Raw genomic sequence first — 14,636 nt, 5'->3', positions numbered from 1 at the left:
CATCGACAGGGAGGTCGCATGGTCACCGCATGCGTTTGGGGCACGGGAAACATCGGTCGGCTCGCCATCCAGGCGGTCGAGGCACACCCACGGCTCGAGCTGACCAGCGTGCTCGTCCACGACCCTGAGAAGGTCGGCCGGGACGCGGGCGACCTCGCGGAGATCGGCCGTGATCTCGGCGTCGCCGCCACCGACGACATCGACGCGGTGCTCGCGACGCGTCCGCAGGCGATCGTGTACGCCGCATCCGGCGACATCCGTCCCGACGAGGCCCTCGCCGACATCGTGCGAGCGATCGGCACCGGCGCCGTGGTGGTCACGCCCGCCCTCTACGCGCTCTACGACCAGCGCAACGCTCCGCCGGAGATGCGCGAACCGGTGCTGGCCGCCATCGCCGAGGGCGGCGGGTCGCTCTTCGTCTCCGGGGTCGACCCCGGGTGGGGGAACGACGTGCTGCCCCTCCTGGTCAGCGGCCTGGGCAGCACCGTGGACGTCGTCCGGTGCCAGGAGATCTTCGACTACTCCACCTACGACCAGCCCGACTCCGTCCGCTATCTCGTCGGGATGGGGCAGCCGATGGACTACGACGCCCCGATGCTCATGGAGACGGTGCCGACCATGGTGTGGGGCGGTCAGGTCCGGTTGATCGCCCGCGGGCTCGAGGTCGAGCTCGACGAGATCCGGGAGACCGTCGAACGGCTGCCGCTCGACGAGACCGTGACCACCACCTCGATGGGCGACTTCGAGAAGGGCACCCAGGGTGCGGTGCGCTTCGAGGTCCAGGGGATCGTCGGCGGCGAGCCACTCATCGTCGTCGAGCACGTCACTCGCATCCACCCCTCCTGCGCCCCGGAATGGCCGTCGCCACCCGACGGCGACGGTGCCCACCGGGTGATCATCGAGGGCGACCCGCGGATCGAGGTGACGGTCGAGGCGACCGACAAGGCGGGCAACCGTGCGGCGGGTGGCAACGCCACCGCGGTCGGCCGGCTCGTCGGCGCGATCGAGTGGCTCATCGACGCAGGCCCCGGCCTCTATGACGCGCTCGACGTCCCGTTGCGTCCGGCGACCGGCAAGCTCGGTGCGGCCAAGGTCGCCCAGGAAGGTGTGACCGCATGATCATCGACGTCCCCGAGGGGCAGGACCCGATCACGTACGTCTGGGGGTCGATGGTCCCCGGGATCGGCCCGGCTGCCGCCGGTCTCTCCCTGGCTGTCTACGAGCACACCACGCTCGGGCTCCGCGAGTTCGAGGCCGCGCGGCTGCGGATCGCCCAGATCAACGGGTGCGTCTTCTGCCTCGACTGGCGCACCGAACGAGACGGGGAGAAGGTCGAGGACACGTTCGCGGCGGCGGTCGAGGAGTGGCGTACGACGGACGCTTTCGACGACCGCACCCGGCTCGCCGCCGAGTACGCGGAGCGCTACGCGATCGACCACCACGGCATCGACCAGGACTTCTGGGACCGGATGTCGGCCCACTACACCGATGCCGAGATCGTCGAGCTGAGCATGTGCCTCGGATCGTGGCTGGCGTTCGGTCGCCTCAACCATGTTCTGGGCCTCGATGCCACCTGTGTCCTACCCGCCCAGCGGTAACACGGATCTGACATCCAGGTGATCCAGAATTTCGGTGTTGCGCCCTCGGAACCGCAGGATTTCGACCTATCGTTGAGGCATGAAGACCTGCGATTTCTGCGGATGCTATGAGGCCGATCCCAACCGCCTCCTCGCATGGACCACCGCGGTTGAGCGAGGGCGCTCGAAGTCGTTCTGCGAGGCCTGTTCGCGACGTCACGTGCGCTCCATGGAAGCCAAGCTCGACTCCGACTGGTGGGCCTGAGCTCACATCCTTCGAGGCGCCTCGATGCCGAGGAGCCCGAGTCCCGCTGACAGCACTCGCCGGGTCGCCTCGCACAGTGCGAGCCGGGTCTGCCTGACCTCACCCTCCGCCTTGAGCACCGGACAGTTCTCGTAGAACGCCGTCAGGGCGGTCGCCAGACCATAGAGGTACGCGGTCAGGTGATGAGGCTCCAAGGTGTCGGTGACCTTGGCGACCACCGCCGCGAAGCCGGCCAGCTCCAGCGCCAGCCGCTGCTCGGCCGGGTGGGACAGGGTGCCGATGACGTGGGTCGACCCAGGAGCCTGCGCGAGGATGCTGCACACCCGGGCATGGGCGTACTGCAGATACGGGCCGGTCTCGCCGGTGGTGGCCGACATCCGGGCGACGTCGAAGACGTAGTCGCGGGCGAGGTTGTTGGAGAGGTCGGCGTACTTCACCGCGGCATTGGCCACGGCGCGTACGACCTCACGGCCGGCATAGCTGGCAGCGGCTGCCTCCTCGGCGGCGTCCAGGAGCGCGGTCAAGGTGACCGTCTCGCCCGAGCGGGTCTTGAACGGCCGCCCGTCGGGGCCGAGCACGGTGCCGAAGCCGATGTGCCGAACCTCCACCGAGCCGGGCAGCCAGCCGGCGGCCCGGGCGACGGCGAAGACCATCTCGAAGTGCTGGCTCTGCCGGTGGTCGACGATGTAGACGACCCGATCCACGGCCAGGTCGTCGACGCGGTGGCGGATCGTGGCGAGGTCGGTGGCTGCGTACCCGAACCCGCCGTCGGCCTTCCGCACGATCAGCGGCAGCGGTGTGCCGTCGCGGCCGGTGAAGCCGTCGGGGTAGACGACCTGGGCGCCGGCCGACTCGCTCAGCAGACCCGCTGCCCGAAGATCCTCCACCACGCCCGGAAGCTGCGGGTTGTAGCGGCTCTCGCCGTCGAAGTCGTCCTCGGTCAGGAGTACGCCGAGCCGGCTGTAGGTGGCGTCGAACTCTGCCATCGAGGCGTCCACGAGCGCCTGCCAGAGCGCGCGGGTCGTCGGCTCGCCGGACTGGAGCGCGACCACCCGCCGCCGGGCCGAGCCGGCGAAGCCCGGGTCGTCGTCGAAGCGTGCCTTGGCCCGCCGGTAGAGCGCGAGCAGCTCGGCCATGTCCAGGCCGGCGACCTTCGCCGGATCGCTGATGCCCTCTCCGAGCAGCTCCTCGACCAGCATGCCGAACTGGGTGCCCCAGTCGCCGAGGTGGTTCTGCCGCACGACGTCGTGGCCGGCGTAGGCCAGCACCCTGGCCAGGGAGTCGCCGATGACCGTGGAGCGCAGGTGGCCCACGTGCATCGGCTTGGCGACGTTGGGGGAGGAGTAGTCGACGACGACCCGCATCGGGCTCTCGGGTTCGGGTACGCCCAGGTGTGGGTCGGTCAGCAGGTCGGCGACGACCGCGCCGAGGACGTCGGGTGACCAGGTGAAGTTGAGGAAGCCGGCGCCGGCCAGCTCGAGGGTGCCGGTGTCGCCAAGATCGACGGCGTCGATGAGGCGGGCGCCGATCTCCCGCGGCGCCAGGCCGAGCGGACCGGCCAACCGCAGCGGGAGGTTGGACTGGAGGTGGCCGAACTCGGGCCGGGTGGCCGGGCGCAGCTCGGGATCGATGCCGGCGTAGGCGTCGCCGAAGCAGGCGACGACGGCGTCCTGCAGACAGGCGGACAGGGCAAGGGTGTGCTCGTGCACGAGAGTGGTCCTAGGAGGTGAAGAGGGCAGGCTGACGCGAGGGCGGGGTCAGAGACCCATGCCTCGTCGTCGCAGCGCGCTCTTCGTGACCATGTCCGCAAGGGTGCCCGAGGCGTCTGCGCAGGTCAAGCCGGTTCGCCCGTGCCGGGTCCGGCCGAGGCGATCAGGTCCCACGCACAGCCGCAGTAGGGATGCCGCAGCCAGGCTCGGACGGTGGGCGCGTCCGCACGCGTCAGGATCACCGACGTCGACCACGACGCCGGGGTGCGCCCGGCGAGATAGCTGCGGGCGTCGCGTACGGCCCAGGAGAGCGCGAGGGACTGCAGCAGCGCGTCGCTGGGCACCTCGTTGCCGACGAGCTGGCTCACGACCACGGCACGCCGATCGTCGTCCTCGGCGCGGGTCGCGTCGACGCAGCGTAGGCAGGCGGTGACCCCGGGGGCGACCAGCGGGCCGACCGTCCAGGTGTCGGGGCCGCTCTCGACGACGAGGTGTGCCCGGCCCTCGCGCACCATCTCGTCTGCTCGTTCGCGGTCCAGCGGCCCCTCGGAGAGGAGCACGACGATGTCCGGGGCGCTCAGCATCGCCGGGGCGGGCCCGAGGAGCGCCCGTGCCGCGGCGAGCAGGGCGGGCGGACCCTCGAGGCCGACCCGTGGTGGCGGCTCGCCGCCATCGGCATCCATCAGCAGGCCGGCGTTGCCCAGCTGCTGCATCGCGTGCCGACCGGGCAGGTGGTCGGGCTCGACCGCCCGGCCGGCGGCGAGGTCGGTCAGCAGGCGGCGTACCTCCACGCCGTCCTGCACGATCGCCCGCCGGGGCGGGTCGATGCCGATCTGGAGTCGGTTCTCATCACGTCGTACGGCCACGTACCCCGGCCGAATCCGGTAGCGCATGCTCATGCCGGGAGTCTCACACCGGCCGAGATTTCCCGCACCGACAATCCACAGGGCCTGTGGATAACCCGTCGAGGCGTCACGCGCGTCGGCCGAGTTGGCACGCGGATGACGCTTCGGCCGACGCGCGTGACGCTTCGGCCGACGGGGGTGACGCCTCGGCCGACGGGGGTGACGCCTCGGCAAAACGTGGCAGCGGCGCCGCCGGACATGCCGGGGACGCCGCCGCGTGGGCTCAGGATGAACTGAGTGGTCAGGCCTTACCGAGGATGCGGTTGAGGTTGGTGCTGCAGACGGGGCAGACGGCCTTGGCCATCTTGGTGCCCTTGTCGTTCACCCGAATCTCACCGGTTGCCTCGCGCTTCTCCTTGCACTTCACGCAGTAGAACTCGCCGCTCCAGGTCTCCGCCATGACGGCCTCCTTGCCTATATGTAACTGGTCGTCGCGACGGGGTTGTCAGGGAAGCCCGTCGGAAGCTCGTCATGACGAGCCAACTCGACCCTACGACACGCGGCGCTTTCGGCGGCAACACGGGCTATCAAGCGAGTGTCGGCGTGTTGGCGTCATACCGGGGGATACGGGGCTTTCGAGGACGTATCGAAGGTCCATCGAGGCGGTCGCGAAGGTCGTGGAGACGGTGTTGGAAATGGAGGGACCCCCGGTGCCTGGATCGTCCTTCGCCTTCCCCTTGCGAAGGCCGTCCGGCGGCGCCGGGGGTCCCACTGACATCGAACTTAAAGAGGATGAGGGAGTGCGTCAACGTCCCACTCCGTGTTGCTTGTGGACAAGATGTGGACAACCCCGCTTTGCTTGGGGACAGCCAGTGGAAGACCTGCGCTTTCCTGTGAGTAACGAAGGTGACGGGACGGAGAATTTTCGGTTGAATCCAGACCTTGACCTGGGAAAAGCATTCTCCACCGGCTGTGGAGGACAAAAATAGTTGGAGGAAGATGTGGTAGGCGAGCCGTTGTCCCCCGTCGCAGCCCTGCGTCGGATCGCATTCCTGCTCGAGCGCGGTCGCGAGGACACCTACAAGGTGAGGGCGTTCCGCGCCGCGGCAGCCGCGATCCTTCCCCTCTCCGAGGAGGACGTACGCCGCCGGGCGGCCGAGGGCACGCTGACCGAGCTGAGCGGGGTCGGCGCCAGCACGGCCAAGGTCATCACCGAGGCCGCGCGCGGCGAGGTTCCGCAGCGGCTGCAGGACACCGAGCGCGACCACGGCGGTCCGTTGACCGCTGCCGGAGCGGGGGAGGGGCTGCGGAGCAGGCTCCGCGGCGACCTGCACAGCCACTCCGACTGGTCCGACGGCGGCTCGCCGATCGAGGAGATGGCCTTCACCGCGATCGAGCTGGGCCATGAGTATCTGGTGCTCACCGACCACAGTCCGCGTCTGACCGTCGCCAACGGTCTCAGCGCCGCCCGCCTGGAGCGCCAGCTCGGCGTCGTCGACGCCGTCAACGACCACCTCGCCGGGCACGGTTTCACCCTGCTGAAGGGCATCGAGGTCGACATCCTCGACGACGGCAGCCTCGACCAGACCGACGAGATGCTCGCCAAGCTCCAGCTGCGGGTCGCCAGCGTCCACTCCAAGCTCAAGATGGACAAGGAGCAGATGACGAGACGGATGGTCAACGCGGTCTCCACGACGAGGATGAACGTGCTCGGCCACTGCACCGGCCGGCTGGTCACCGGAAACCGCGGCACCCGGCCCGGCAGCCAGTTCGACGCCCGCAAGGTCTTCGAGGCGTGCGCCGAGCACGGGGTCGCGGTCGAGATCAACTCCCGGCCCGAGCGCAGAGACCCGCCGACCAAGCTCCTCGAGCTCGCTCGCGACGCCGGTTGCCTCTTCTCGATCGACTCGGACGCGCACGCCCCGGGGCAGCTCGACTTCCTCGTCCTGGGGTGCGAACGAGCCGAAATGGCGGGTATCGAAGAGGAACGGATCATCAACACCTGGCCGCGGGATCGCCTGCTGGCCTGGGCGAACAGGTAGTTTCTTGACCTATGGACGGCCCGGAGATCGAGGTGCGACGCAGCAAGCGGCGTCGGCGTACGGTCTCCGCCTACCGTGACGGCGACCGGATCATCGTGATGATCCCGGCCGCCATGTCCCAGCGCGAGGAGGCCGAGTGGGTCGAGCAGATGGTCGCCCGCCTGGAGAAGGCGGAGCGGCGTCGCAAGCCCAGCGACGATGATCTGATGCGGCGCTCGGCCGCGCTGAGCGACCAGTACTTCGGCGGCCTGGCCAAGCCCGACTCCGTGCGCTGGGTCGACAACCAGAACAGCCGCTGGGGCTCGTGCACCCCGGGTGACCGCTCGATCCGGCTCAGCGACCGGCTGCGAGGGATGCCGAGCTGGGTCGTCGACTACGTGCTCGTCCACGAGCTCGCCCACCTCTTCGAGGCCAAGCACAACGAGGCCTTCTGGGCGTGGGTCGACCGCTATCCCCAGGCAGAGCGTGCCAAGGGCTACCTGGCCGGCTGGTCCGCCGCCGCCAAGCTCCCCGCCCCTCCGGGCGAGGACGACGACGTCGAAGAGATCGACTGACCCCGCCGAGTCGGCGCGTCATGACGCGCCGACTCGGCGGGGGATCGCGTCAAGATGCGCCGACTCGGCGGGACTGGGCGAGCTTGATGAGCTCGATCATGTCCGGATCGGGGTCGGGGATGGCGTCGACCGGCCACCAACGTACGTCCAGCGACTCCTCGCTCACCGCCGGCACCGCACCGGCGGGAGCGACGGCCAGGAAGCGTACGTCGAGGTGGTGGACGTCTCCCGAGGGAGCGCAGAAAGGCACCGGGTGCTCGGAGAGCTGCACCGGCCCGGGCAGCGGCACCAGGTCCGGCACGCCGGACTCCTCGCGCAGTTCGCGGGCGGCGGCCGCCCACAGGGTCGCGTCGTCCTGCTCGAGGTGACCCCCGAACTGGAACCAGCGTCGCGCCTTGCGGTGGTGGGTGAGCAGCACCGAGGAGCCGTCGTCGGAGAGCACCACGCACGAGGCGGTCAGGTGGTCGGGGACGCACGACTTGAAGATCCCGGTGGACTCGGCCTCGAGATGGGAGACGTAGCGCTGCCGCAAGGACTCCTGGGGAGCCGACGGAGCGTCCCACGCCCGCAGGGTCGCGAGCGCGTCAGCGTGCAGGCTCACTCGTCGTCGGGGCCGTCGGAGTCAGTTCCGCCGAGCAGCTTCTTGAGCTCCGCGTCGAAGTCGATCGAGTCGACATCGGGGGCCTCGGCGCCCTCACGGAAGCCGAGCGGGTCGTCGAGGTCGGCCGAGGTGGGCAGCAGCGCCGGCGACATCCAGACGCCGTCGCGGGCCTCGATGCCCTGCCGGGTGCGCAGCGAGCCCCACAGCGCGGCCGCGTCCCGCAGCCGCCTCGGCCGCAGCTCGAGGCCCACCAGGGTCGCGAAGGTCTGCTCGGCCGGACCGCCGGCAGCCCGCCGGCGGCGTACGGCCTCCTGCAGCTGCGCCGCGACCGGCATCCTCTCGGCGGTGGCCAGGGCGACGACCTCGTCGACCCAGCCCTCCACGAGCGCCAGCACGATCTCGAGCCGCTCCAGGGCCGCCTTCTGCGCGGGCGAGTCCGGCACCTCGAACATGCCTTCCTCGAACATGTTCTGCAGCTGGGACGGGTCCTGCATGGCGGAGAGGTCCAGGCCGCGCATCTGCTCCTCGATGCGCTGCTGCATGGCCTCCATGTTGAGCTCGACGCCGCGCGCGTAGTCGGTCACGGCCGAGACGACGTGGTCACGCAGCCACGGCACGCCGGCGAAGAGCCGCTGGTGGGCGGCCTCGCGCAGGGCCAGGAAGAGCAGCACGTCGTCGGTGCTGACGCCCAGACCCTCGGCGAAGGGCTCGACGTTGACCGGCAGCAGCGCGGCCTGACCGGGCTCGGTCAGCGGGATGCCGATGTCGGAGACGGAGATGACCTCGCCGGCGAGATGGCCGAGACCGGTGCCGGCCTGGTTCGCGTACAACGCGCCCATCGCCTTGCCGACGAACCCGATCATCGGGCCCATCTGGGCCTTCATGTCCTCGGGGAGCTGGCCGCTCATCGCGGCCGCGGTCGAGGCCGCGACCGGCTCGATCAGCGGTTTCCACGCGTCCAGGGTGTTGACCAGCCACTCGGCCTTCGACCAGGCGGTGGCGGACTTCACCCCGGAGGGGAACGACGTGGTGTCCTCCAGCCAGTGGTCGGCCAGCTGGATGGCGTCGGCGACCGCGTCCTTCTGCTTCTGCGAAGGCGTCGGGTCGGGCGAGGACGCGGCGACCTTGCGGGCGAGGTCCATGGCGACGTCCCAGTTGAGCGGGCCGTCATAGGGCTGAAGCAGCGACTGGATCTGACCGAAGATCTGGCTCAGGTCAGGCATGCCGCCGGGGCCTCCACCGACGCCGCCGATGGGAAAACCACCGAAGAACGCCTCGAAGGGCGTGCCCTTGAACGGGTTCTCCGGCTCCTCCGGCTCGTCGGGGCCACCTGGGGTCTGACTCATGTGTCCAGCCTACGCGGTGACGGAAGCCCGCTGTCAGCAAGCACTACGCTGTTCCCATGGCTGAACCGAAGACTGGCGCCGTCAAGCTCCTCGACATCCGGGAGACCCCTCTCGATGTCACCGAGGTGCTGGACGCACTCGACGACGACGCTTCCGGCGGGGTGACGCTCTTCGTCGGCCGCGTACGTGACCACGACGGTGGCAAGGGCGTGACCGGCCTCGACTACCAGGCCCACCCGAGCGCCCTGGACCGTCTGGCGGAGGTCGCCGAGAAGGTGGCCGCCGACCACGGCGTCGCGGGTGTCGCTGCCGTCCACCGCACCGGCCACCTCGACATCGGCGACATCGCCGTCATCGTGGCCACCGCCTCCGGCCACCGCGGCGAGGCCTTCGCCGCCTCGCGCGACCTCATCGACACCCTCAAGGCCGAGGTGCCGATCTGGAAGCACCAGGTCTTCACCGACGGCACCGACGAGTGGGTCGGCGCGCCCTGATGCGCGCCGCCACCCCCACCAAATAGGCTCTGAGCGTGGACATCCTGCTCTGGCTCGTACCCTCTGCGGTCATCACCGTGCTGGCGATGGCCTGGGTCGCGTTCCTCGGACGTGAGGGGCGCGAGCAGGACCGCGAAGAGGTCGTACGCCGCCTCGGGATCGCGCTGGAGAACACCAAGACCCGCGAGCGCTCGAGAAGGTACGCAGCGCCCCAGCCGCCGCCCGACAGGTCGACCGGAGTCGCGGTGCGTGTCAACCGCGATGCCTCTTAGGGTCCACTTGGTCTTGAATGAGAAGGTGACGCTATGACACAGCGCACCCTGGCCGGCCTCGTCGCCCTGCCGCTCGTGGTTGCCCTGATCGTGATCGCCTGGGTCGTTCCGCTGCCTTACACGATCTACAGCCCCGGGCCGACGGTGAACGTCCTGGGCGAGTTCGACGGCAAGGACATCGTCCAGGTCGAGGGTCACAAGAGCTACCGCGACAAGGGACAGCTGCGGATGACCACGGTCTCCGAGACCACCCGCGAGGCCAGGCTCGGGCTCTGGACCCTGCTCGGCGCCTGGATGAGCGACACCGAGGCCGTCTACCCGCGCGAGGTCGCCTACCCCGACCAGGGCACCGTCGAGGACGACCGCGAGGCCGGGCAGGTCCAGATGGCCAGCGCCCAGGACGCGGCGATCGCGGCGGCGCTCACCAAGCTCGGCGAGGACGTCGACGAGGTCTCGGTCGCCGAGGTCAGCGACGACGCGCCGGCCGCCGGCAAGCTGAAGGCCGACGACGTGATCACCAAGGTCGGCGACACGGCGGTCGACACGCCCGAAGAGGTCGTCGCCGAGGTGCAGAAGGTCGAGCCCGGCGACCCGGTCGAGCTGACCGTCGAGCGCAAGGGCAAGACGCTCACCCAGACCATCAAGACCGGCGAGAAGGACGGCAAGGCCTTCATCGGCGTCTCGCTGGGGGCGACCTACGAGTTCCCCTACGACGTCAAGATCACCCTCGACCCGGCCATCGGCGGACCGAGCGCCGGGCTGATGATGGCGCTCTCGGTCTACGACACCCTCACCGAGGGGCCGTTGACCGGCGAGAAGAAGATCGCCGGCACCGGCACCATCGACGGTGACGGCAACGTCGGCCCGATCGGCGGGATCCAGCAGAAGATCCCGGGCGCGGCCTCGGACGGAGCCGAGCTCTTCCTGGTACCCGCCGGCAACTGCCAAGACGTCGAGGGAGCCGAGAACGGTGACATGCGCCTGACCCGTGTGGAGACCCTCGATGACGCCATCAAGGCGATCGAAACCTGGACCGAGGACCCGAATGCCAAGCTGCCGACCTGTGGGAGCGCGAAATGAACGACACCCCTGAGCCCACCCCCGAGCTCAGCCGTGGTCTCGACCTGGAGACCGACCCCGCCCTGGCGGCGGCGGTCCTCGAGATCGAGGCCCACGTCGCCGGCGAGGGCTGGGACGGGCCGGCGCGGCTCTTCGCGCTGGTCGACACCGCCGCGCTGGTCGAGGCCGAACCGGCGTTGGCCACGATGATGGGTCTGGACGCTCCCGACCAGGACGGGTCGCTGACCCCGATCGAGCAGGACCAGGTGCCGGTGACGACCCAGCTGGAGGAGGTCCTCCAGACGACCGCCTGGCCCCAAGGGGTCACCGGCTGCGCCGCGGTCGTCGAGCGCCTGGTGCTGCCCCCCGACGCCGACGGCAAGATCCCCGAGGACGCCGAGGCGGCCGCGGAGTTCGCCAAGGCGCACCCCGACCGGCAGGAGGTACGCATCGTGGCCGGCGCGACACGTGCTGGTGCTACGTACTGTGCTCTGCGGTTGAAGGCGCACGACGACGACCAGTCGGTCATCGGCGGCGTCGACCTGGTCCCCGAGCTCCTCGAGCTGCTGCGTGGCACTCTTGAGGAGAACCCAGACAGCGAGGCTGGCGAATGAGCCTGTTCGACGACGACGACCCGGCGCAGGCGCCGGCGCGCACCCAGAGCACCGGCCGCAACCGATGGCTGGCGATCTCGGCCGTCTCGGTCATCGTGCTCTTCTTCGGCATCAGTGCCTTCGCGGCGATCTACACCGACGCGCTGTGGTACGACGCGATCGACTTCAGCAGCGTCTTCGGCACGGTCTTCTGGACGCGTACGGCCCTCTTCGTCATCTTCTTCGTGCTGATGGCGATCATGATCGGGCTGCCCGCGGCGCTCGCCTACCGCACCCGTCCCTACTTCCACCCCGCCGACGACATCGGTGGGCTGGACCGCTACCGCGACGCGATCGCCCCGATCCGCACCTGGCTCCTGATCGGCGTCGCCGGGGTCTCGGGGATCTTCGCCGGCTTCTCGGGCGCCGGCCACTGGCGTACGTACCTGATGTGGCGCCACGGACGCGACTTCGACAAGACCGATGAGTTCTTCGGCAAGGACATCGGCTTCTACATCTTCGACCTGCCGTGGTGGCACTACCTGGTCAACTTCGCCCTGACCGGGCTGATCCTCGGCACCATCGGCGCGATGATCGTGCACTACGTCTACGGCGGGATCCGGCTGACCGCGCAGCGCGACCGGTTCACCCGCTCGGCGCAGATCCAGCTCAGCGCGATGCTCGGGCTGATCCTGCTGGTCAAGGGGCTCGACTACTGGGTCGACCGCTACGACCTGGTCAACGGCTCCGGGCCCCGCCTGGACGGGATGACCTACACCGACGAGCACGCGGTGCTCCCCGCCAACCAGATCCTGCTCGGGATCGCGGTGATCTGTGGCGTGCTGTTCATCCTCAACATGTGGCGTCGCAGCTGGCAGCTGCCCTCGATCGCGATCTCGCTGTTCGCGATCTCGGTGCTGCTGATCGGGATGATCTGGCCCGCGGTCGTGCAGGGCTTCCAGGTCCGGCCGAGCGAGCAGGACAAGGAGAAGCCCTACCTGGCGGCCAACATCAAGGCCACCCAGGACGCCTACGGCATCTCCAAGGACAAGCTCGAGGTGACCGAGTACACCTCGCAGGCCGAGGCCGACGGCGCCTCGCCCGAGCAGCTCGACGAGACCGCCTCCTCGCTGCCGATCGTCGACCCCGCGGTCGTCCACCGTGAGTTCGAGCAGGTCCAGCAGGGTCGCTCCTACTACTCGGTGCACGAGCCGCTGGACATCTCCACCTACGACGTCGGCGGCAAGGAGCGGGCGGTCGTGCTCGGCGTACGCGAGCTCAACCAGGCCGGCATCTCCGACTCCGACCGCACCTGGACCAACCTGCACACGGTCTACACCCACTCCAACGGCGTGATCGCCTCCTACGCCAACATGCGCGGGGCCGACGACAAGTCGGAGTCGAGCCAGATGCAGTGGGCCGAGGGCGACCGCACCGGCCAGCACGACCTGACCTCGGGCCAGGGCAAGTTCCAGGACAAGGTCTACTTCGGTGAGGACTCACCGGAGTACTCGATCGTCGGGAAGTCCGCCAAGGGCAACGCGGTCGAGCTCGACTACAACTCCGAGGACGGCGAGACCCGGACGACGTACGAAGGTGCCGGCGGTGTCCCGATCGGTTCCAACTTCCGCCAGCTGATGTACGCCATCCAGTTCGGCTCCACGAACTTCCTGCTCTCCTCGCGCGTCAACGAGAACTCCGAGATCCTCTACGACCGCTCCCCGAAGGAGCGGGTGCAGAAGGTCGCGCCGTGGTTGACCCTCGACGACGACGTCTACCCGGTCGTCGTCGGCGGGCGGATCCAGTGGGTGGTCGACGGCTACACGACTACCGACCGCTACCCGCAGGCCGCGCGCGACTCGTTCGCCTCGATGACCGACGACGCCACCCAGACCTCGGCCGGGGTGCAGACGCTGCCGACCGACGAGATCAACTACATGCGCAACGCGGTGAAGGCGACCGTGGATGCCTACGACGGCACGGTCACCCTCTACGAGTGGGACGAGGCGGACCCGATCCTGCAGACGTGGGAGGCGGCCTTCCCCGGCACCGTGATGCCGAAGTCGTCGATCCCGAAGGAGCTCATGGAGCACCTTCGCTACCCCGAGGACCTCTACAAGGTGCAGCGCTACCAGCTGGCGCGCTACCACGTCTCCGACCCGGACGTCTTCTTCTCCGGCAACGAGCGCTGGGCCGTACCCGAGGACCCGAACGACGACAACCACCAGCAGACGCCCTACCGGATGTTCCTCGACGACGGCTCGGGCACCGCACGCTGGTCGCTGACCTCCGCCTTCGTGCCCTACAACCGTCCCAACCTGGCGGCGATGATGTCGGTGGACTCGGATGCCACCTCGGAGAACTACGGGAAGATCCGGATCACCACCGGCTTCCCCGACGACACCCAGGGTCCGGGCATGGTCTCCAACGAGTTCCGTACGGACAAGGCGATCGCCGACGAGGTCGCCTCGTTCAACCGCTCCGGCTCGGCGCCGGTGTGGGGCCAGGTCATCACCTATCCGACCGCGAAGAACGGCATCCTGTACGTCGAGCCGATCTATGCCCGCCGGGCGACCGCCTCGACCTCGGGCTATGCCCAGCTGGCCTTCGTGCTGGTCTCCTACGACGGACGGGTCGGCTACGGATCGACGCTGAGCGAGGCCCTCGAGGTCGCGCTGACCGGCGCCGCCCCGACGCCTCCGACGGCCTCCGATCCCGACGAGCAACCGGCCGAGACCAACCCACCCTCCTCCGGCGACTCGCCGGGTGAGGTCGGCCAGCTCCTCGAGGACGCCCGCGCCCTGTTCGCCCAGGCCGACGAGGCCGGCAAGTCCGGCGACTACGCCGAGCGCGAGCGCCTCATCGCCGAGGCTCAGGACAAGGTCGACCAGGCCGCCGACCTCATCTCGGGAGGCTGAGGACACCTCCGATTAGGGGTCCGTTTCCCTCCGCGTGTAATGTTCTTCTTGCGACGCGGGGTGGAGCAGCTCGGTAGCTCGCTGGGCTCATAACCCAGAGGTCACAGGTTCAAATCCTGTCCCCGCTACTCCAAGACGAAGGCCCGGACCACACGGTCCGGGCCTTCGTGATTTCACGTTCGAGATGCGGTCCTGTTCATCCGCCGCGTCGGCGCCGGCCGTCGCCCCTCGAATTTGGGTTCGGCCGGCTTCGCGGTAGAGTTGTTCTTGCGACGCGGGGTGGAGCAGCTCGGTAGCTCGCTGGGCTCATAACCCAGAGGTCACAGGTTCAAATCCTGTCCCCGCTACTCCAAGACGAAGG

The 14,636-nt window shown here is 69.1% G+C and carries 14 protein-coding genes and 2 tRNA genes; 11 read left to right on the top strand and 5 right to left on the bottom strand.

The genetic code is table 11. The annotated features are described in order from the left end of the window. Window positions 1-18: 18 nt before the first annotated feature. Window positions 19-1,119, top strand: a complete 1,101-nt coding sequence (locus ACZ6WN_RS07075; protein WP_465863643.1) for an NAD(P)H-dependent amine dehydrogenase family protein — start codon at window positions 19-21, stop codon at window positions 1,117-1,119. Beyond that, window positions 1,116-1,598, top strand: a complete 483-nt coding sequence (locus ACZ6WN_RS07070; RefSeq protein ID WP_465863641.1) for a carboxymuconolactone decarboxylase family protein — start codon at window positions 1,116-1,118, stop codon at window positions 1,596-1,598. Before ACZ6WN_RS07075 ends, ACZ6WN_RS07070 begins: the two co-directional genes overlap by 4 nt. Window positions 1,599-1,844: 246 nt before the next feature. On the opposite strand, the gene argS is transcribed toward ACZ6WN_RS07070, so the two are convergent. The 3 genes from argS to ACZ6WN_RS07055 all read right to left on the bottom strand — a co-directional run bounded on the left by argS (window position 1,845) and on the right by ACZ6WN_RS07055 (window position 4,856). Continuing rightward, entirely contained in the window at window positions 1,845-3,518 is a 1,674-nt protein-coding gene (gene argS / locus ACZ6WN_RS07065) for an arginine--tRNA ligase (protein WP_465864958.1), read from the bottom strand. A gap of 158 nt (window positions 3,519-3,676) precedes the next feature. Further along, window positions 3,677-4,450 (bottom strand): hypothetical protein, encoded by a 774-nt coding sequence (locus ACZ6WN_RS07060; protein ID WP_465863639.1) that lies wholly within the window; start codon window positions 4,448-4,450, stop codon window positions 3,677-3,679. Between the two features lie 247 nt (window positions 4,451-4,697). Continuing rightward, complete coding sequence (locus ACZ6WN_RS07055; protein ID WP_091051197.1) at window positions 4,698-4,856, bottom strand: DUF5679 domain-containing protein; 159 nt, start codon at window positions 4,854-4,856, stop codon at window positions 4,698-4,700. Window positions 4,857-5,412: 556 nt separating this feature from the next. Between ACZ6WN_RS07055 and ACZ6WN_RS07050 the strand changes: the two genes are divergently transcribed. After that, the gene (locus ACZ6WN_RS07050; RefSeq protein ID WP_465863637.1) at window positions 5,413-6,438 is read left to right on the top strand and encodes a PHP domain-containing protein; all 1,026 of its coding nucleotides are present in this window, start codon (window positions 5,413-5,415) and stop codon (window positions 6,436-6,438) included. A gap of 11 nt (window positions 6,439-6,449) precedes the next feature. Beyond that, window positions 6,450-6,992, top strand: coding sequence for a M48 metallopeptidase family protein (locus ACZ6WN_RS07045; RefSeq protein WP_357334741.1), 543 nt, complete (start codon window positions 6,450-6,452; stop codon window positions 6,990-6,992). 49 nt (window positions 6,993-7,041) lie between these two features. Here the strand turns inward: ACZ6WN_RS07045 and ACZ6WN_RS07040 are convergent, their stop codons facing one another. After that, window positions 7,042-7,593 carry an NUDIX hydrolase gene (locus ACZ6WN_RS07040; protein WP_465863636.1) on the bottom strand — a complete coding sequence of 184 codons (552 nt, stop codon included), beginning with the start codon at window positions 7,591-7,593 and terminating at the stop codon, window positions 7,042-7,044. After that, window positions 7,590-8,939 carry a zinc-dependent metalloprotease gene (locus ACZ6WN_RS07035; RefSeq protein WP_465863635.1) on the bottom strand — a complete coding sequence of 450 codons (1,350 nt, stop codon included), beginning with the start codon at window positions 8,937-8,939 and terminating at the stop codon, window positions 7,590-7,592. The genes ACZ6WN_RS07040 and ACZ6WN_RS07035 overlap by 4 nt, the downstream gene beginning before the upstream one ends. Before the next feature lie 56 nt (window positions 8,940-8,995). On the opposite strand from ACZ6WN_RS07035, the gene ACZ6WN_RS07030 reads away from it, so the two are divergent. The 7 genes from ACZ6WN_RS07030 (at window position 8,996) to ACZ6WN_RS07000 (ending at window position 14,622) form a co-directional block, all read left to right on the top strand. Continuing rightward, a complete protein-coding gene (locus tag ACZ6WN_RS07030) occupies window positions 8,996-9,433 on the top strand; it encodes a molybdenum cofactor biosynthesis protein MoaE (protein WP_465863633.1) in 438 nt (145 codons plus the stop codon). A gap of 35 nt (window positions 9,434-9,468) precedes the next feature. After that, window positions 9,469-9,705, top strand: coding sequence for a hypothetical protein (locus ACZ6WN_RS07025; protein WP_465863631.1), 237 nt, complete (start codon window positions 9,469-9,471; stop codon window positions 9,703-9,705). A 33-nt stretch (window positions 9,706-9,738) separates the two neighbouring features. Continuing rightward, window positions 9,739-10,785 carry a YlbL family protein gene (locus tag ACZ6WN_RS07020; protein WP_465863629.1) on the top strand — a complete coding sequence of 349 codons (1,047 nt, stop codon included), beginning with the start codon at window positions 9,739-9,741 and terminating at the stop codon, window positions 10,783-10,785. Continuing rightward, on the top strand, window positions 10,782-11,378 hold the full coding sequence (locus ACZ6WN_RS07015) for a PPA1309 family protein (protein WP_465863627.1): 597 nt from the start codon (window positions 10,782-10,784) through the stop codon (window positions 11,376-11,378). Before ACZ6WN_RS07020 ends, ACZ6WN_RS07015 begins: the two co-directional genes overlap by 4 nt. Beyond that, window positions 11,375-14,275, top strand: a complete 2,901-nt coding sequence (locus ACZ6WN_RS07010; protein ID WP_465863626.1) for a UPF0182 family membrane protein — start codon at window positions 11,375-11,377, stop codon at window positions 14,273-14,275. The genes ACZ6WN_RS07015 and ACZ6WN_RS07010 overlap by 4 nt, the downstream gene beginning before the upstream one ends. 54 nt (window positions 14,276-14,329) lie before the next feature. Further along, a tRNA-Met gene (locus ACZ6WN_RS07005) sits at window positions 14,330-14,403 on the top strand. Window positions 14,404-14,548: 145 nt separating this feature from the next. Further along, a tRNA-Met gene (locus ACZ6WN_RS07000) sits at window positions 14,549-14,622 on the top strand. Window positions 14,623-14,636 lie beyond the last annotated feature (14 nt).

This window comes from Nocardioides sp. NPDC054178 (assembly GCF_055585005.1).
Note: the sequence above shows the minus strand (reverse complement) of the source record. Positions and strands in the feature narration are given on the sequence as shown.